We start from the raw sequence: 18,103 nt of genomic DNA on the forward strand, positions 1-18,103 counted from the left end.
TGTATTAGAATGTTGCGAGCCTTATATTGGCTGGGAATCCAGTCAGTCTGGACTGTATAAGATGTGACCAGTGAGAAATTTTTGTTACATTTCTTAACTAAATTTTAACAACTTTTTATCAAGTTTTATCCGTTTTCCGCTTAGAGTTGTATAAATATTGTTAAAACTTATCAGTTAGGGCTGACTCTTCATTTATAACAATAATGCTCAATGGGGAGCTGAGTGAGCAAGCCTGTGAAAGAAAGAAATTTAAGACCCGTAAATCTTGACTTGCAGACCATCCACTTTCCGATCACTGCGATTGCATCTATTCTTCATCGTGTTTCAGGTGTAATCACTTTTGTCGCTATCGGAATTTTACTGTGGCTGTTGTCTGTCTCGATATCTTCTCCGGAAGGTTTTCAATATGCATCGGAACTTGTAGGAGGCTTCTTCGTGAAGTTTGTCCTATGGGGGATATTGACTGCACTGTCTTACCATATTGTCGGCGGAGTACGCCATCTGATTATGGATCTCGGTTATTTTGAAGAGTTAGAGTCCGGTAAGCAAACGGCGAAAATCTCGTTTGCCATCACGGTCGTCTTATCTCTGCTGGCGGGGGTAATGGTATGGTAAAGCATGTTTCATCTGTAGGGCGTAATGGCGTTCACGATTTCTTACTGGTTCGTGCAACTGCAATTCTTATGGCCCTGTATACCGTCTACCTTGTTTGTTTTTTTGCTTTCTCCGGTGATCTCACCTACGGGCTATGGCTCGATTTCTGGAGTGGTACATTTACAAAAGTCTTCACAATGATTGCCCTGGTTTGCGTACTGATTCACGGTTGGATCGGTTTATGGCAGGTGCTGACGGATTATGTGAAATCCGCACCGCTACGTGGCCTGTTACAGCTTGCTGTCATTGCTGTGCTGTTGGGGTATTTTTTCTCTGGTCTGTTTGTATTGTGGGGTGCTTAAGTGACTATTCCAGTTCGAGAATTTGATGCCGTCGTGATCGGCGCCGGTGGTGCAGGCATGCGAGCTGCACTGCAAATTTCTGAGCAAGGCCTCTCTTGTGCTTTGCTATCTAAAGTGTTTCCTACACGTTCTCATACAGTGTCTGCACAAGGCGGAATTACTGTCGCATTAGGAAATTCGCATAAAGATAATTGGCAATGGCATATGTACGATACTGTGAAAGGTTCTGATTATATCGGTGACCAGAATGCTATCGAATATATGTGTAAAAATGGCCCAGAGTCTGTCATCGAGCTAGAAAAGATGGGTTTGCCGTTTTCCCGTTTTGAAAATGGATCTATCTACCAGCGTCCTTTTGGCGGACAGTCCAAAGAATTCGGTGGTGAACAGGCTGCGAGAACTGCAGCAGCAGCAGACCGGACCGGTCATGCTTTGCTGCATACTTTGTATCAGCAGAACATCAAACATAAAACTACAATTTTCTCAGAATGGTATGCCTTAGATCTGGTGAAGAACCAGGATGGTGCCGTGATGGGATGTACTGCTTTATGTATGGAAACCGGTGAAGTCTGTTACTTCAAAGCCAAAGCAACCGTTCTGGCAACTGGTGGTGCCGGACGGATCTATGCTTCGACAACGAATGCCCATATTAATACTGGTGATGGTGTTGGTATGGCTCTACGTGCCGGCGTACAGATGCAGGATATGGAAATGTGGCAATTCCACCCCACCGGTATTGCCGGTGCCGGAGTTCTGGTAACCGAAGGCTGCCGGGGTGAAGGTGGTTATTTGCTGAATAAAGATGGTGAACGCTTCATGGAGCGTTATGCACCGAATGCTAAAGATTTGGCCGGGCGTGATGTTGTTGCCCGTTCGATGATGATTGAAATCCGTGAAGGTCGTGGATGTGATGGTCCTTGGGGAACACATATCAAACTGAAACTGGATCATTTGGGTAAAGAAGTTCTTGAATCTCGTCTGCCAGGTATTTGTGAACTTTCACGGACATTTGCTCACGTTGACCCGGTAAAAGAACCGATTCCTGTAATCCCAACCTGCCACTATATGATGGGTGGCGTTCCGACTCAGGTTTCCGGTCAGGCCGTGAAACAGGATGCTTCCGGTAAGGATATCGATATTCAGGGCTTGTTTGCCTGTGGTGAAATTGCGTCGGTCTCTGTGCATGGGGCAAACCGTCTGGGTGGAAACTCTCTGCTGGATTTGGTGGTCTTTGGCCGGGCGACCGGACTGCACTTGGGTGAAACGCTGGCAGCACAAACAGAATCGCGTGATGCAAGTGAGTCAGATATTGAAGCTTCACTGTCTCGTTATATGCGTTGGGAAAACAGTAAGAGTGGCGAAGATCCGGTACAAATCCGTAAAGACCTGCAAGCATGTATGCAGAATAACTTCTCGGTTTTCCGTGAAGGTGAAGCCATGGCTGAAGGTCTGAAAGAGCTCAAAGTGATTCGTGAGCGGCTGAAAGATGCACATCTGGCTGACAAGTCGACAGAGTTCAATACCCAGCGGGTTGAATGTCTGGAACTGGACAACCTGATGGAGACTGCTTTTTCAACAGCTGTTGCGGCAAACTACCGTACAGAGAGCCGTGGTGCTCATGCCCGCTTTGATTATCCTGACCGGGATGATGAAAACTGGCTGTGCCACTCAATTTATAATCCGGAAACGGAACAGATGAGCAAGCGTGATGTGAATATGGCGCCAGTTCATCGCGAAGCGTTTCCACCGAAGATTCGTACATACTAAGGGGAGGACAACGTCATGAAACTTAACTTCTCTTTGTATCGCTATAATCCTGATGTGGATAAAAAGCCATATATGAAGGACTATACACTGGACGTTCCTGAAGGTTCGGATATGATGGTACTGGATGCATTGATTCTGCTGAAAGAGCAGGACCCGTCAATTGCATTCCGTCGTTCATGCCGTGAAGGGGTGTGTGGTTCTGATGGCTTGAACATGAATGGTAAAAATGGCTTGGCATGTGTTACGCCCTTATCGGATTTGTCCGGCGATAAAATTGTCATTCGTCCGTTACCGGGGCTTCCGGTAATTCGGGATTTGATCGTAGATATGACACAGTTTTACGATAATTACGCAAAAGTAAAACCTTACCTGATTTCAGACGGGGATTTACCGCCTTCCAGAGAAAATTTGCAATCTCCTGAAGATCGTGAACATCTGGATGGATTGTATGAATGTATTATGTGTGCATGTTGTACGACTTCTTGTCCTTCGTTCTGGTGGAACCCGGATAAATTTATCGGTCCTGCCGGACTGTTAGCTGCTTACCGCTGGCTGATTGACAGCCGGGATACAGCAACAGATGAACGTTTGTCTAATCTTGATGATGCGTTCAGTGTTTTTCGTTGCCATGGCATCATGAACTGTGTCAGTGTTTGTCCTAAGGGACTGAACCCAACGAAAGCAATCGGTCATATTAAGTCAATGTTGATTAAACGTTCCGTTTAAATAATATTTTGCAGGTCTTCGGACCTGCATTTTTAGAGCTCGGCGTAGACCGAAGCAAAACGTGAAAACTACTGGTAAAGGGAAAATATGCACAACGGCGTGATGAAGGCATGGCTCGAGTCTTCACACTTGGCTGGCGCCAATGCAACGTACGTAGAAGATATCTACGAACTCTATTTAAGTGATCCCGACCTGGTAAGTGAGGAGTGGAAACGTGTTTTTGACGGGTTATCTAACCCTGATGATAGTAATGTGGCTGAACAACCACATTCACGTGTCCGTGACTACTTCCGTCGACTCGCTCAAGAGACAAAGCATTACAATGTCCAAGTTAGTGACCCCGATGTCGATGCAAAACAAGTAAGAGTATTACAATTAATCAATGCGTACCGCTTCCGCGGTCATGAAGCGGCTCAGTTAGATCCGCTCGGTCTGTGGCAACGGCCCACAGTGGCTGAGCTCGACCCCTCATTTCATAATCTCAATCCTGATGACATGGAAGAGACGTTTAATGTCGGTTCTTTTGCTATTGGTCAGGAGACCATGCAACTGAAAGACATCTATACGTCTTTGAATAAGATCTACTGTGGTGCCATCGGTGCAGAATACATGCACATGACAAATACCGAGCAAAAACGTTGGATTCAGCAACGTCTTGAATCGGTTGTCGGTCAGCCATCCTTTACCAAAGAAGAGAAGATGACTTTCCTCGATGAGTTAACCGCTGCTGAAGGTCTGGAACGTTATCTCGGAGCAAAATTCCCCGGTGCGAAGCGCTTTTCTCTGGAAGGCGGTGATGCACTGATTCCTATGACGAAAGAATTGATTCGCCGGGCCGGAGCTCAGGGAATGCGGGAAGTTGTTGTTGGAATGGCCCACCGTGGACGTCTCAACATGCTGGTGAATGTTTTGGGGAAACGTCCTCAGGATCTGTTTGATGAGTTTGCCGGAAAACATGATGAAACCTGGGGAACCGGGGATGTGAAATACCATCAGGGTTTCTCGGCTGACTTTGCGACGCCGGGAGGAAATATCCATTTGGCGCTGGCATTCAACCCGTCGCATCTGGAAATCGTTAACCCTGTGGTGATGGGATCGGTTCGGGCCCGTCAGGACAGACTGGGTGACAAAGACGGTTCAAAAGTTTTACCGATAACCGTTCATGGTGACTCTGCCGTTGCCGGACAGGGCGTGGTTGCGGAAACATTCAATATGTCGCAGGCGCGTGGTTATCAGGTTGGCGGAACAGTGCGTATCGTCATCAACAATCAGGTTGGGTTTACAACATCCAATCCGCGGGACACCCGTTCGACGATGTACTGTACCGATATTGCTAAAATGGTTCAGGCTCCGATTTTCCACGTCAATGCGGATGATCCGGAGGCTGTCGCGTTTGTTACTCATATTGCGCTGGATTACCGGAATACATTTAAGCAGGACGTTGTCATTGATCTGGTTTGCTATCGTCGTCATGGTCACAATGAAGCCGATGAGCCGAATGCGACACAGCCGCTGATGTACCAGAAGATTAAGAAGCATCCGACGCCGCGGAAACTGTATGGTGACATGCTGGTTGAGCGTAATGACATTGATGCTGAAGCCGTGACTCAGGCCGTCAACGAATATCGTGATGCCTTGGATCATGGTGAAGTTGTTGTGAAAGAGTGGCGTCCGATGGCGATGCATTCTGTCGACTGGTCACCTTATTTATCTCATGAGTGGGATGAAGTCTGGAAAAATGAGTTTGATTTAGAGAGACTCAAAGACATCGGCAAACGCGTCTGTCTGTATCCGGAAAGTCATAAGTTGCAGAGTCGGGTTGAGAAAATCTATAACGATCGTCTGGCGATGATCAATGGTGAGAAGTCTCTGGACTGGGGGATGGCAGAAATTCTGGCATACGCGACGTTAGTTGATGACGGTCACCGAATCCGTATCTCAGGTCAGGATTCCGGACGTGGAACTTTCTTCCATCGTCACTCGGTGCTTCACAACCAGAATGATGCAAGTACTTATATTCCACTGAAGAACCTGCATAGTAATCAGGGACCATTTCAGGTCATTGATTCCGTGTTATCCGAAGAAGCGGTGCTGGCCTTTGAATATGGCTATGCGACTGCGGAACCCGGTGGTTTAACGATCTGGGAAGCGCAATTTGGTGATTTTGCCAATGGTGCTCAGGTCGTTATCGATCAGTTTATCTCTTCCGGAGAACAGAAATGGGCCCGGTTGTGTGGGATTACCATGCTGCTGCCACACGGCTATGAAGGTCAGGGGCCGGAACACTCTTCCGCACGTCTGGAACGTTATCTGCAACTTTGCGCTGAGCAGAATATGCAGGTCATTGTTCCTTCAACACCGGCTCAGGTTTATCACATGCTGAGACGTCAGGTTATTCGTCCGATGCGACGTCCTCTGATTGTGATGTCACCTAAGTCTCTGCTGCGGCATCCATTGTGTGTCTCTTCTCTGGATGATCTGGCAAGCGGTACTTTCCAGCCGGCAATTCCGGAAGTTGATGAACTGGATGCAAGTCAGGTAAAACGGGTTGTATTCTGCTCAGGTAAAGTCTATTACGATTTGCTTGAACAACGTCGTAATAATGAGCAAGGCGATGTTGCCATTGTGCGTATCGAACAGTTGTATCCGTTCCCACTGGAAGATGTCCGGGCGGCGATCGCGCCTTATACCAATGCTGTAGACTATGTCTGGTGCCAGGAAGAACCGCAGAATCAGGGAGCCTGGTACAGTAGTCAGCATAATTTCCGAGCCGCAATTCCTGCTGGCGCTGAACTGAAGTATGCAGGACGTCCTGCATCAGCTTCTCCGGCTGTCGGTTATATGTCGGTTCATTTGAAACAGCAGAGAGCGCTCGTCGATGATGCGCTGAAACTAGATTAAGAACTAGAAGTAAAAGGAAAAATAAGTATGACAGTTGAAATTCTGGTTCCGGATTTACCTGAATCGGTAGCAGATGCAACCGTAGCAACCTGGCATAAAAATCCGGGAGATGCAGTTGAGCGTGATGAAGTCTTAGTCGAAATCGAAACAGACAAAGTTGTATTAGAAGTCCCGGCCCCAGAGTCTGGTGTTCTTGAAGAAGTTCTGGAACAAGAAGGTGCGACAGTCCTTTCAAAACAGTTGCTGGCGCGCTTAAAACCAGGAGCTGTAGCTGGAGAACCGACTTCGGATACCACTGCTTCTACTGAGCCGTCTCCGGATAAGCGCCATAAAGCAGCCCTGAATGAAGAGAGTAATGATGCTTTGAGCCCGGCGGTTCGCCGTCTGATGGCCGAGCATGGCCTTGAAGCATCTCAGGTGAAAGGTTCCGGTGTCGGTGGCAGAATCACCCGTGAAGATGTTGAAGCTTATTTGGCATCTGCTCCCAAAGCATCAGCAGAAAGTAAATCAGAACCAATTGCTATGCCGACCACTGAGCGTAGTCAGAAACGTGTTCCGATGACTCGTTTGCGTAAGCGGGTTGCAGAGAGATTGCTGGAAGCCAAAAACAGCACTGCAATGCTGACGACTTTCAATGAAGTGAACATGAAGCCGATTATGGATCTGCGTAAACAGTACAAAGATCTGTTTGAGAAGAAGCATGGTATCCGTCTGGGATTCATGTCGTTCTATATCAAGGCGGTTACAGAAGCGCTGAAACGTTACCCTGAAGTGAACGCTTCAATTGATGGTAGCGATATTGTTTACCATAATTTCTTCGATATCAGTATTGCTGTATCAACACCGCGTGGTCTGGTGACACCAGTCCTGAAAGACTGCGATATGTTGAGTGTGGCAGAGATTGAAAAAGGAATTAAAGGTCTGGCAGAAAAAGGCCGTGACGGTAAGTTAACCGTTGAAGAACTGACCGGTGGTAACTTTACTGTGACCAACGGTGGTGTCTTTGGTTCTCTGATGTCAACACCAATCATTAACCCGCCTCAGGCTGCGATTCTTGGCATGCACAAAATCCAGGATCGTCCGATGGCGATTGATGGCAAAGTAGAAATTCTGCCAATGATGTATCTGGCACTTTCTTATGACCATCGTCTGATTGATGGCCGTGAATCCGTAGGCTTCCTGGTCACAATTAAAGAACTGCTGGAAGATCCGACACGTCTGCTGTTGGATGTGTAATGAATGATATGGCGGGTATCTTCTTCCGGATACCCGCCATGCAGGCTGGGTTGCTCAACACCTGGTCTTGTGTTGTCAGCATGTATGGAAATAAACATGCTGTCATGTTTCAGCGAGTACTGAGTACCCTGCAAAATGTTTCGTTTCGTCTAAGCGAAATCGAATGAAAAAATAATATACAACGGAATAGCACAATGAATTTGCATGAATATCAAGCCAAACAGCTCTTTGCAGAATTTGGTCTGCCGGTTCCTGATGGTTACGCATGCAGCACGCCACAGGAAGCTGCAGAAGCCACAGGTAAGATTGGTGGAACGAAATGGGTCGTAAAATGCCAGGTTCACGCTGGTGGCCGGGGAAAAGCCGGTGGCGTTGAACTACACGATACAAAAGATGGTATTCGTGATTTTGCCCAGAAGTGGCTAGGTAAGAACCTGGTGACTTACCAGACAGATGCAAATGGTCAGCCTGTTGCAAAAATTCTGGTTGAAGCTGCATCTGATATTGCGAACGAACTTTACCTCGGTGCTGTAGTTGACCGCTCCAGCCGTCGTGTTGTCTTTATGGCGTCAACCGAAGGTGGTGTTGAAATTGAGAAAGTTGCTGAAGAGACTCCGGAACTGATTCACAAGGCAGCCATCGATCCTCTCGTTGGTCCACAACCTTATCAGGGACGTGAACTGGCATTTAAACTGGGCCTGAAAGGTGATCAGATTAAACAGTTCGTCAAAATCTTCATGGGTCTTGGTGAAATGTTCAGTCAGTATGATCTGGCGTTGCTTGAAATTAACCCGCTGATTATTACCGGAGATGGCGATCTGCTTTGTCTTGACGGGAAAATCAATATCGACTCAAACGCATTGTACCGTCAGCCAAAACTGAGAGAGATGCACGATCCTTCACAGGAAGATGAGCGTGAAGCTCATGCCGCACAATGGGAACTGAACTACGTTGCACTGGATGGCAATATTGGCTGTATGGTTAATGGTGCTGGTCTTGCAATGGGAACCATGGATATTGTCAACCTGCACGGTGGCAGTCCGGCTAACTTCCTGGATGTTGGTGGCGGTGCGACCAAAGAGCGAGTAACCGAAGCATTCAAGATCATTCTTTCCGACAGCAATGTACAGGCTGTTCTGGTTAATATTTTTGGTGGTATTGTCCGTTGTGACCTGATTGCCGACGGTATTATCGGTGCGGTTGAAGAAGTTGGTGTTTCCGTTCCTGTCGTGGTTCGTCTGGAAGGGAACAACGCTGAACTGGGTACGAAGAAGCTGGATGAGAGTGGATTGAACATTATTGCTGCAACTTCGTTGACTGAAGCTGCTGAGAAAGTTGTAGCTGCTGCGGAGGGTAAATAATGTCTGTATTGATTAATAAAGAGACAAAAGTAATCTGTCAGGGATTCACTGGCGGACAAGGTACTTTCCACTCAGAACAGGCGATTGCATACGGCACACAAATGGTCGGTGGTGTTTCTCCGGGTAAAGGCGGTCAGACTCATCTGGGTTTACCTGTCTTCAATACCGTTCGTGAAGCTGTTGAAGCCACTGGCGCGACAGCGTCTGTTATCTATGTTCCGGCTCCTTTCTGTAAAGATGCGATTCTGGAAGCGATCGATGCTGGTATCGAACTGATTGTAACCATTACTGAAGGGATTCCGACGCTTGACCTGCTGGATGTTAAAGTTCGTCTGGATGAAGCTGGCGTGCGTATGATTGGGCCAAACTGTCCGGGAGTTATCACTCCTGATGAGTGTAAGATCGGTATCATGCCTGGACATATCCATAAGAAAGGGAAAGTCGGTATTGTTTCCCGTTCGGGTACTTTGACTTATGAAGCCGTAAAACAAACGACCGATGAAGGGTTTGGTCAGTCAACTTGTGTTGGTATTGGTGGCGACCCGATTCCGGGATCGAACTTTATCGATATTCTGAAGTTGTTTGAAGAAGATCCAGAAACAGAAGCGATTGTCATGATCGGTGAAATCGGTGGAACGGCTGAAGAAGAAGCTGCTGCATTCATTAAAGAAAATGTAACTAAGCCTGTGGTTTCCTATATTGCTGGTGTGACGGCACCTCCGGGTAAACGTATGGGACATGCTGGTGCAATTATTTCTGGTGGTAAAGGTACAGCAGACGAGAAATTTGCTGCACTTGAAGCTGCCGGAGTGAAAACCGTGAAAAGTCTTGCCAACATTGGTCAGGCTTTACGGGATGTCACTGGCTGGTAAGTGATTACCGGTTGAGTTAAATGAATCCCCCCTCTGTTGAGGGGGATTTTTTATGCTTTGGTTTTGACAAGATGGCTAAGTATGAATAGACAGCTTGCCGAAATAACTACTGACGGTCCGGCTGGTGTATCAAATTCCCAGGAAAAATAAAGCCCGCTCAGAACAGCGATGATACCGATACCGGAAGCTAAAGCAGCCATTTGTTCCGGAGTGGTTGACAATCTTCTGGCTCCGGCTGCGGGAATAATCAGCAGAGATGTAATAATCAGAGCGCCGACGAATTTCATCCCGACAGCAATGACCAGACCAACCATCAGCATTAATAGCAGTTGCATTAAGTCGACATTCGTTCCTTCAACGGAAGCCAGTTCTTCATTCACACTGGAAGAGAGTAATGGTTGCCAGATGAAGTAAAGCAGGATAGCAATGACCAATACGCCACCCCAGATAAAATACAAATCACTGGGAGTAACCGCAAGTAAGTCACCAAACAGGTAGCTCATCAGATCGATACGGACATCATCCAGAAAGCTGACTGCAATCAGACCGACTGACAGAGAACTGTGTGCGAGAATCCCTAACAGGGTATCTGTCGCAATGAATTTCTGTCTTTGTAGTACCACCAAAATAGCTGCAATAGCCAGACAACACACTGAAAGGGCAAGGTTCAGGTTGATATCAAGTAAGAAGCCGAAAGCGAGTCCCATCAGAGAGGCGTGTGCCAGCGTATCTCCGAAGTAGGCCATTTTCCGCCATACGACGAAGGAGCCGAGTGGACCGGCAATCAGTGCGATACCGACACCTGCCAGAATCGCAGGAAGTATAATGTCAACCATGGTGATGATGTCCGTGAGTATGATGGTTACACTGTGTTGCATCACCGGAAACCGGCTGTCCGGCTAAATCATGATGATGCTGATGTTGATGATGATAAAAGGCCAGAGATTCGTCATGACGCCGTTGCCCGAATAAAGCAATATAGTTGGGATGTTGGGTAATATCCGCCGGGGCACCATGGCAACAGATATGATGTTGAAGGCAGACAACATGATCTGTTTGTGCCATCACCAGATGAAGGTCATGAGAAACCATAAAAACCGCACATCCGAAACGTTGTCTGAGAGTTTGGATCAATTCATATAAGTCGATTTGCCCCTGAATGTCGACACCCTGTGTCGGTTCGTCAAGCACCAGAATGTCCGGACGTTGCAGCAGTGCTCGGGCCAGCAGAACACGCTGGGTTTCCCCGCCGGACAGATTATGCATATCGCCATGAGCCAGATGTTCGGCACCGACAACAGTCAGTGCATTTTGCAGTTCTTGTCGGCTGTAGCGTCCGGCAAGTTTTAGGAAACGTTGTACGGTCAGAGGTAATGTGTCATTCAGGCGCAGCTTTTGGGGTACATAACCGATTTTCAGTCGCGGGGCTCTGATGACTTTCCCTGCATCAATCGACTGTAGTCCCAGCAGGACTTTGACCAGTGTGGATTTCCCGGCCCCGTTTGGGCCGATAAGTGTTGTTATCTTACCTTGATCAACTGTAAGACTGATATGGTCTAAAACATTTCTCTGGTTGAATGCAACACAAACATCTTGTAGTTCGATCAGCGTCGACATGAAATAACTCGTTTGCAAAATAGTAATGTTATAATGTAACATTTCGGGTATGTTGAAGCTACAACTTGGGAATAAAATTCATGAAGTTCTTTCGTCTCGCGACATTCACACTGCTTTTTTGTATGTCAGTCCCCGTGTGGGCACTCAATGTGTTAACAAGCGTCAAACCGATCCAGATGATCAGTTATGAATTAATGGCAGGTGTGGATGAGCCTGATGTGTTGCTTGCAGCTAATACTTCACCGCATGATTATGCACTTCGTCCTTCGGATGTAAAGCGAATCAGACAGGCCGATCTGGTGATTTGGTTTGGTGAAGGGCTGGAACCTTTTCTGGCAAAAGTGCTGTCACAGCAATCCGGGCGACTGACAATCAGCCAGATAAAAGACGCCCATTTCAGACACTTTTCTGCATCACATGAGGATGATGGTCATCATCATGGCAATACCGATCCACATTTCTGGCTGGGGATTGAGCAGGTTCGCGAAGTTGCAAAGGCGATCTCTGCCCGCCTGATCCAACTTGATCCGAACCACACCACGCAGTATCAGACAAACCTGACCCGCTTTCTGGCGCAGTTAACTGAAACGGATAACCAGATTCAGACTCAGCTGGCGGCATATCAGCAGTCACCGTATTACGTTTTTCATGATGCGTATGAGTATTTTGAGTCTCACTACCATTTGAATAATATCGGACATTTTACCGTCAGTCCGGATCGGAAGCCGGGGGCAAAGACTTTGATTGATATCCGAACCACACTGCAAAAACAGCCTGGAGTGTGCATCTTTTCTGAGCCGCAGTTCTTACCGTCAGTCATTACCAGTGTTACTCGCGGAACATCAGCCAGAATCGGTGTGCTTGACCCGCTGGCTACTGATATTCCATTGGCTAAAGGGAGTTATTTCCACTTTTTAAGTTCATTGAGTCAAAGTTACATTAGCTGTTTTAAGAGCCAGAAATAATCAAAGAAATGACGTGGTATAGCATCAGCTATACCACGGGCGAAAGCCGCCGTCATGAATACTTCGGAATTGTTTGAAGTGTTTGCCGAAAATAAATTTCGACGAAAAATAAGTAGATAGGTTATCTCACTATAGAACACCGCTCTGGTCAGAGATGCGTTCTACGATAAGCCACGCAAGGTTAACATTTTCATTTGCAGAGTGCTGTCTCATTTGTGAGACTGTTGAATGCATCGGGAAGTCTTCAATACTGCTGGATAACATCAAAGAGCAGAATTCGGAAATTAACTATTTTTGATCCTTCTCAATAAGCCTGATCATATTTATGCGTATACTTAGAATTGATAACGAGAATGCTTCTCATAAATCATACCGTAGGTATTAAGTATGAAACTGTCCCAGTTAAATCCCGGTCAACGGGCCTCCATTCGAGGGTTTCATCAACTCTCTGCTGAAGTCCGGAAACGATTAATGATCATGGGTATTTTACCCGATACTCCGGTTCTGTTGATCAGGAAAGCGCCAATGGGCGATCCGCTTCAGATCGAAGTCCGGGGTGTTTCTTTGGCAATCAGAGAAAAGATTGCGGCAGCCATTGAAGTGGAGATTGTCGGGTGAAATATAATATTTTAACTGTAGGGAATCCTAACAGCGGCAAAACGACCTTGTTTAACGGGCTGACCGGCGCTCGTCAGCAGGTTGGGAACTGGGCTGGTGTTACTGTTGAGAAAAAGACCGGAAAATATATGCATTCCGGAAACGAGTTTTGCCTGACCGATTTGCCGGGCATTTATGCGCTGGACAGTGGTAATGACAGTCATAGTATTGATGAGTCGATTGCATCAAAAGCAATACTGTCACATCCGGCAGATTTGATTCTGAATGTTGTGGATGTAACTTGCCTGGAGCGGAGTCTGTATATGACGTTGCAGCTTCGTGAGCTGGGCCGGCCAATGATTGTTGTACTGAATAAAATGGATGTGCTCAAAAGAGAGCGCCGTTCGATTCACGTTAAACGGCTGGAGCAACTGCTGGGATGTCCGGTTTATCCTATTTCTGCCAACAATAAAGCGCAGGTTTCACAGCTTAAAGAGAATTTACATAAAACTTTATTACAGGGAATTGCTCTGAATGAATTGCGTTTGGATTACGGTCAGCAGTTTGAAGCCGTCATCGATGCAGCACTTCCGTTTTTTGCCTCACCAGAAAGCTCATCGCAAGAGGTTTCATCCCGAGCCTTGGCTATTCGGGCCTTGGGTGGGGATCGTTTGATTACTAATCCGTTGCCTGAACCGGTCCGGGTACAGTTGGATACGCTACAGCGTGATTGTCCTCTGGATATCGATTTACATGTTGCTAATGTTAAATACACTTGGCTCCATCAACAGTGTCAGAATATTCGCCGTGAGCAGGGTGTGCTGGGCCACAGCTTCACCAAACGTGTTGATCAGGTCGTACTGAATAAGTGGATTGGGATTCCTTTTTTCTTTCTGGTGATGTACCTGATGTTTATGTTCTCGATAAATATCGGGAGCGCTTTTATCGACTTTTTTGATATTTCTGTCGGAGCTTTGCTTGTTGATGGCGGACATGCTTTGCTGGATCAATATCTTCCTGTGTGGCTGGTTACGCTGTTGGTTGATGGATTCGGTGGCGGGATTCAGACCGTTGCAACCTTTATTCCGGTGATTGCCTGTCTTTATCTGTTCCTTGCAGTGCTGGAGAGTTCCGGTTATATGTCCCGGGCGGCATTCGTGCTGGATAAAGTCATGCAGAAGATCGGATTACCGGGTAAGGCTTTTGTACCTCTGATTCTGGGATTTGGCTGTAATGTTCCTTCGATTATGGCAACCCGGACTTTAGATCAGGAAAGAGAAAGACGGTTATCTGCTGCTATGGCTCCTTTCATGTCCTGTGGTGCCCGATTACCTGTCTATGCTTTGCTGGCTGCGGCATTTTTTCCGCATAGTGGACAGAATGTAGTCTTTTCTCTTTACTTGCTGGGAATTGCTGCCGCGGTATTTACCGGAATGGTATTACGCCATACGATTTACCCGGGAAGTAGTGAAAGTCTGGTGATGGAAATACCGGATTATGAGCTTCCTACACTGCAAAATATTCTGATTAAAACATGGCAGAAGCTGAAACGTTTTGTTCTGGGGGCAGGAAAAACGATCGTGGTCGTGGTTACAGTTCTGAGCTTTTTGAATTCTGTCGGCACTGATGGCAGTTTTGGTCATGAAAACAGCGATACATCTGTATTATCAAAAGTATCGCAACGGGTAACACCTTTCTTTGCGCCAATTGGAATACAGCAGGACAACTGGCCGGCTACCGTTGGTATTGTCACCGGACTGTTTGCCAAAGAAGCCGTTGTCGGTACGCTGAATAATCTCTATTCCTCGCAGTCAGATGAAGGGAATGATTTTGATTTGCTTGCCAGTTTGCAGGAAGCTCTGCAAACGATCCCTGATAACCTGATGTCACTGAGTTTCTCTGATCCTCTGGGCATTGAAGTTGGTGATTTATCTGATACTCAGAGTGTTGCACAAGATCAGGAAGTGGATTCATCAATATACAGTAATCTGCAATATTACTTTAAAAGTCATTCGGCAGCATTTGCTTACCTGATTTTCATTTTACTCTATACACCTTGTGTGGCAGCCATGGGAGCCTATGTCAGAGAATTTGGTTCTCAGTATGCGCGTTTTATTGTCGTCTGGACTTTCGGTTTAGCTTATTGTTCGGCAACCCTGTTTTATCAGGCCGTTAATATCACAGTGCATCCGTTGCAAAGTATTCTGTGGATCTCCGCAATATTACTCAGTGGATGTGGATTGTATCTTTGGTTGAAACATTGGGGAGATTCCCTGAAAAAACTTGAGACTCAAGTCATATGATTCTGAATGAACTGAAAAGTTATCTGGAACAGCATGGAACGACCAGCGGTGTGGAACTGGCACGCCGCTTCCGTATGAGTGAAGATGGTGTCGACGCAATGTTGGGAGTATGGGTGAAAAAAGGCATAATTTCCCGCTTCGTCGATACGCGTCCCGGTGGCGAGGTGCGTCGGATTCGTTATGCGGTCAATCATCCTCAGACACTTTCGCTGACCGCAATTCTGTGAATTAAGCTGGTGTAAAGATCTCTGCTTCAGATAGTGCAGTTATCAGCGACTGTGCTATACGTTGTTGTTCCGCATCGTTGCGGTGGACTCCGGAAGTATTTCCCCAGACAGGGCCGGGCCACGCTTCGTCATGGGTAAATCTGGCGATATGATGGTAGTGAAGCTGAGGGACCATGTTCCCCAGAGCGCCCAGATTGATTTTGTCTGGTTGATACTGAGATTCTAATACCTGACAGACCCATTGAGATTCAATCAGAAACTGTTGTTGGTCCACCATCGGTAAATGGTGGAACTCTGTGATCCCGGAACGTTTTGGGACCAGAATAATCCACGGAACAGCCTGATCCCGATGCAGTAATACCAGAGAAAGCGGGAAGTTACCTAACAGGGTTGTATCTTGTTGTAACTGAGGATGAAGTTCGAAATCCATAATCCTGATGCCTGAAATCAATAAAACAGAAATGAGAATATCACATCTCCGGTAGAGTCCGGAGTGTCATTCTCTGTTAAACCGAGAAGCGCTGTACACTACCCAATAGATTCTGAGCAATATCCCGCAGACTATGTGCAGCATCGGATACTTCCGTAATTGCCTGACTATTCGCCCGGTTAATTTGGACAGTTTCTTCAACACTCTGGGAAACTTCATCACTTGATTTTGTCTGCTCGTTTAAAATTTGAGTAATCTCATCCAGTGCGTTCAGGACTCTTTGTGTTCCGGATTCGATATCCTTCATCATTTGATCTGTGGAATCAACGGCGTTGATCACCGGCTGCATCTGCGACATACATCCTTCCATTTCATTGATCACCTGGTGTGTGTCTTTCTGGATAGAAGTTATGGTTTCTGCAATTTCAACCGTTGAGCTACCGGTTTTTTCTGCCAGCGTTCTGACTTCATCTGCGACAACGGCAAATCCCCGTCCGCTTTCACCGGCTCTGGCAGCTTCAATTGCAGCATTCAGCGCCAGTAAGTTGGTTTGATCTGCAATCTCGCGAATTACCGCAATCACATGATGGATTTGATTGGATTGTTCACCAAGCCGCTGAATCGACTGAGTCGTACTTTGCAGAGAACCGGCAATGATGTCTATGTCGCGGATCGTTTCTTTCATGCTCCCTGCACCATGGACAGCCGATGTTCTGGCTTCATCAGATAAGCCCATGGCCTGAGTTGCATTTTCGGTAACCTGATTAATGCCATAGGTCAGTTCTTCTATTGCAGAAGCGATCGTTGCCGAAGCATCATTCTGTTGGTTCATACTGATGGCTGCCTGATGAGATGCTGCCGCCAACTGTTGTGATTCGCTGGCGAGCATGTCGCCTGCCTGATGAATCTGTGTAATGATTTTAGACAGGGAAGATTGCATGTCATACATCTGCGCCAGCAGACTATCATTATCGCCGGATCTGAGTTGTATCTTTGTTGTCAGGTTTCCGGCAGCAATCGTCTTCGCTATTTTAGTGGCATAAGCCGGATCTCCTCCGAGCTGACGCATAATATTTCGATTAATCCAGACAGAGAGGGCAATAATAATCAGCACACCGGAGCAGCTAATCAACAGAGAATAAAATGTCGCCTGTTGTGTGTTTGTATCCATGTTCGCCAGTTGTTGTTCTATATGATGGCTGAAATGTGTTTCTAACTCATGTACCAGTTCATTCATTGCTGTTAAAGCGGGCCGATCAATACCTTTAACCATGGCATCAATTTTTTTCCCTGCATTCGGATCATCAATCTGATATTTATCGAGTGCCTGCATATATTGATCACTGAGGGTTCGATGCCGTTGGATCAGTGTTTGTATCTGCTGGGTTGATAATTGTTTCTTTTGCATCTGTTGGCGGGTTTTATCCAGAAACTGGACGACTTCCTGACGATGCTGTCTGAATTCGCCGGAATAAGTTGCCAGAGTCTCTTTTGTATTACCCCGAATTAGAGCGTCTTTAAAGGCTTTTACTTGTAGTAATAAACTGATTTTTGCCTGTTCGACAGCCATGAGTCCATTACTTTCTGATTCGATAGTATAGATGCTCTTATATGTATCACTGCCCATTTTATGAAGGCTTAAAGTTCCACTCAGGCCGATCAGGGCAATACCCAGAATACTTAGGATGGCAAAGAGCCATAGTCTGGCTGAGGTTGTTAACTGACTTAGCATATATATTCTCCCTGTCACTGATATGAATACGCAGGTGATTATCTTTGTTTTCTGTATATTGATCGTTTTTGGTGCGTTCAGGAATGTTTATCGAGTAAGAATTATTTTTTATCTCAATAACGGTGTTGGGAGAGTATCAAAACAATGCTGTTTATCCACGTATAATTTAAACAGAAAATTACGGTTTTGTTAACGGGAGCAAATATTAGCAACATTAGAGATTGTTTATATTTGAAGTGAATATGAATTAGTGTTGGAAGAGGTTGTGAGTAATAGCTTACTCACAACATATATTGGTATTGAATATACTTTAGCTTCAGGTTTGGTTCCCGAAAGATATGATAGAAAATGAGTGAATTTTGAAGAGACTATATTAGCTGATAATAGAATTTAGGTTATCTATTATGGAACTT

The 18,103-nt window shown here is 46.2% G+C and carries 16 protein-coding genes; 12 read left to right on the forward strand and 4 right to left on the reverse strand.

Features of this window, described 5'->3' with window-relative positions; genetic code table 11:
• Window positions 1–222 precede the first annotated feature (222 nt).
• The 8 genes from sdhC (at window position 223) to sucD (ending at window position 9,819) form a co-directional block, all read left to right on the forward strand.
• Window positions 223–615 carry a succinate dehydrogenase cytochrome b556 subunit gene (sdhC, locus tag OCU74_RS05030; protein ID WP_087480534.1) on the forward strand — a complete coding sequence of 131 codons (393 nt, stop codon included), beginning with the start codon at window positions 223–225 and terminating at the stop codon, window positions 613–615.
• Window positions 609–956, forward strand: coding sequence for a succinate dehydrogenase, hydrophobic membrane anchor protein (gene sdhD, locus OCU74_RS05035; RefSeq protein WP_087480535.1), 348 nt, complete (start codon window positions 609–611; stop codon window positions 954–956). Before sdhC ends, sdhD begins: the two co-directional genes overlap by 7 nt.
• Window positions 957–2,723, forward strand: coding sequence for a succinate dehydrogenase flavoprotein subunit (gene sdhA / locus OCU74_RS05040; protein WP_087480536.1), 1,767 nt, complete (start codon window positions 957–959; stop codon window positions 2,721–2,723). It abuts the gene before it with no gap.
• 15 nt (window positions 2,724–2,738) lie between these two features.
• Window positions 2,739–3,449 (forward strand): succinate dehydrogenase iron-sulfur subunit, encoded by a 711-nt coding sequence (locus OCU74_RS05045; RefSeq protein WP_087480537.1) that lies wholly within the window; start codon window positions 2,739–2,741, stop codon window positions 3,447–3,449.
• 87 nt (window positions 3,450–3,536) lie between these two features.
• On the forward strand, window positions 3,537–6,350 hold the full coding sequence (sucA, locus tag OCU74_RS05050; RefSeq protein ID WP_087480538.1) for a 2-oxoglutarate dehydrogenase E1 component: 2,814 nt from the start codon (window positions 3,537–3,539) through the stop codon (window positions 6,348–6,350).
• Between the two features lie 27 nt (window positions 6,351–6,377).
• The gene (gene odhB / locus OCU74_RS05055) at window positions 6,378–7,586 is read left to right on the forward strand and encodes a 2-oxoglutarate dehydrogenase complex dihydrolipoyllysine-residue succinyltransferase (protein WP_087480539.1); all 1,209 of its coding nucleotides are present in this window, start codon (window positions 6,378–6,380) and stop codon (window positions 7,584–7,586) included.
• 194 nt (window positions 7,587–7,780) lie between these two features.
• Window positions 7,781–8,947, forward strand: a complete 1,167-nt coding sequence (gene sucC, locus OCU74_RS05060) for an ADP-forming succinate--CoA ligase subunit beta (RefSeq protein ID WP_087480540.1) — start codon at window positions 7,781–7,783, stop codon at window positions 8,945–8,947.
• Window positions 8,947–9,819, forward strand: a complete 873-nt coding sequence (gene sucD, locus OCU74_RS05065; RefSeq protein WP_087480541.1) for a succinate--CoA ligase subunit alpha — start codon at window positions 8,947–8,949, stop codon at window positions 9,817–9,819. Before sucC ends, sucD begins: the two co-directional genes overlap by 1 nt.
• Window positions 9,820–9,869: 50 nt before the next feature.
• Here the strand turns inward: sucD and znuB are convergent, their stop codons facing one another.
• Window positions 9,870–10,655, reverse strand: coding sequence for a zinc ABC transporter permease subunit ZnuB (znuB, locus tag OCU74_RS05070; protein WP_087480542.1), 786 nt, complete (start codon window positions 10,653–10,655; stop codon window positions 9,870–9,872).
• Window positions 10,648–11,436 carry a zinc ABC transporter ATP-binding protein ZnuC gene (gene znuC, locus OCU74_RS05075; RefSeq protein WP_087480543.1) on the reverse strand — a complete coding sequence of 263 codons (789 nt, stop codon included), beginning with the start codon at window positions 11,434–11,436 and terminating at the stop codon, window positions 10,648–10,650. The genes znuB and znuC overlap by 8 nt, the downstream gene beginning before the upstream one ends.
• A gap of 80 nt (window positions 11,437–11,516) precedes the next feature.
• Here znuC and OCU74_RS05080 point away from each other — a divergent pair, with 80 nt between their 5' ends.
• The 4 genes from OCU74_RS05080 (at window position 11,517) to OCU74_RS05095 (ending at window position 15,528) form a co-directional block, all read left to right on the forward strand.
• The gene (locus OCU74_RS05080) at window positions 11,517–12,401 is read left to right on the forward strand and encodes a zinc ABC transporter substrate-binding protein ZnuA (protein ID WP_087480544.1); all 885 of its coding nucleotides are present in this window, start codon (window positions 11,517–11,519) and stop codon (window positions 12,399–12,401) included.
• A 387-nt stretch (window positions 12,402–12,788) separates the two neighbouring features.
• Window positions 12,789–13,019 (forward strand): FeoA family protein, encoded by a 231-nt coding sequence (locus OCU74_RS05085; RefSeq protein ID WP_087480545.1) that lies wholly within the window; start codon window positions 12,789–12,791, stop codon window positions 13,017–13,019.
• Complete coding sequence (gene feoB / locus OCU74_RS05090; RefSeq protein WP_087480546.1) at window positions 13,016–15,301, forward strand: Fe(2+) transporter permease subunit FeoB; 2,286 nt, start codon at window positions 13,016–13,018, stop codon at window positions 15,299–15,301. The genes OCU74_RS05085 and feoB overlap by 4 nt, the downstream gene beginning before the upstream one ends.
• Window positions 15,298–15,528 (forward strand): FeoC-like transcriptional regulator, encoded by a 231-nt coding sequence (locus OCU74_RS05095; RefSeq protein WP_087480547.1) that lies wholly within the window; start codon window positions 15,298–15,300, stop codon window positions 15,526–15,528. Before feoB ends, OCU74_RS05095 begins: the two co-directional genes overlap by 4 nt.
• Before the next feature lies 1 nt (window position 15,529).
• Here OCU74_RS05095 and OCU74_RS05100 read toward each other — a convergent pair whose 3' ends face one another.
• Both OCU74_RS05100 and OCU74_RS05105 read right to left on the reverse strand, forming a co-directional pair.
• Window positions 15,530–15,961, reverse strand: a complete 432-nt coding sequence (locus tag OCU74_RS05100) for an HIT domain-containing protein (protein WP_200807706.1) — start codon at window positions 15,959–15,961, stop codon at window positions 15,530–15,532.
• Between the two features lie 73 nt (window positions 15,962–16,034).
• On the reverse strand, window positions 16,035–17,690 hold the full coding sequence (locus tag OCU74_RS05105; RefSeq protein ID WP_087480549.1) for a methyl-accepting chemotaxis protein: 1,656 nt from the start codon (window positions 17,688–17,690) through the stop codon (window positions 16,035–16,037).
• Window positions 17,691–18,103: the final 413 nt, after the last annotated feature.

Source organism: Vibrio mangrovi (genome assembly GCF_024346955.1).
In the GTDB taxonomy this organism is placed as follows: domain Bacteria; phylum Pseudomonadota; class Gammaproteobacteria; order Enterobacterales; family Vibrionaceae; genus Vibrio; species Vibrio mangrovi.

What these genes read in the sequence shown, in the direction of transcription:
- OCU74_RS05080 (WP_087480544.1), top strand. Translation starts at nt 11,517, where the DNA reads ATGAAGTTCTTTCGTCTCGCGACATTCACACTGCTTTTTTGTATGTCA.
- OCU74_RS05045 (WP_087480537.1), top strand. Translation starts at nt 2,739, where the DNA reads ATGAAACTTAACTTCTCTTTGTATCGCTATAATCCTGATGTGGATAAA.
- sdhD (WP_087480535.1), top strand. Translation starts at nt 609, where the DNA reads ATGGTAAAGCATGTTTCATCTGTAGGGCGTAATGGCGTTCACGATTTC.
- sucA (WP_087480538.1), top strand. Translation starts at nt 3,537, where the DNA reads ATGCACAACGGCGTGATGAAGGCATGGCTCGAGTCTTCACACTTGGCT.
- OCU74_RS05105 (WP_087480549.1), bottom strand. Translation starts at nt 17,690, where the DNA reads ATGCTAAGTCAGTTAACAACCTCAGCCAGACTATGGCTCTTTGCCATC.
- odhB (WP_087480539.1), top strand. Translation starts at nt 6,378, where the DNA reads ATGACAGTTGAAATTCTGGTTCCGGATTTACCTGAATCGGTAGCAGAT.
- OCU74_RS05095 (WP_087480547.1), top strand. Translation starts at nt 15,298, where the DNA reads ATGATTCTGAATGAACTGAAAAGTTATCTGGAACAGCATGGAACGACC.
- sucC (WP_087480540.1), top strand. Translation starts at nt 7,781, where the DNA reads ATGAATTTGCATGAATATCAAGCCAAACAGCTCTTTGCAGAATTTGGT.
- znuB (WP_087480542.1), bottom strand. Translation starts at nt 10,655, where the DNA reads ATGGTTGACATTATACTTCCTGCGATTCTGGCAGGTGTCGGTATCGCA.
- sucD (WP_087480541.1), top strand. Translation starts at nt 8,947, where the DNA reads ATGTCTGTATTGATTAATAAAGAGACAAAAGTAATCTGTCAGGGATTC.
- OCU74_RS05085 (WP_087480545.1), top strand. Translation starts at nt 12,789, where the DNA reads ATGAAACTGTCCCAGTTAAATCCCGGTCAACGGGCCTCCATTCGAGGG.
- znuC (WP_087480543.1), bottom strand. Translation starts at nt 11,436, where the DNA reads ATGTCGACGCTGATCGAACTACAAGATGTTTGTGTTGCATTCAACCAG.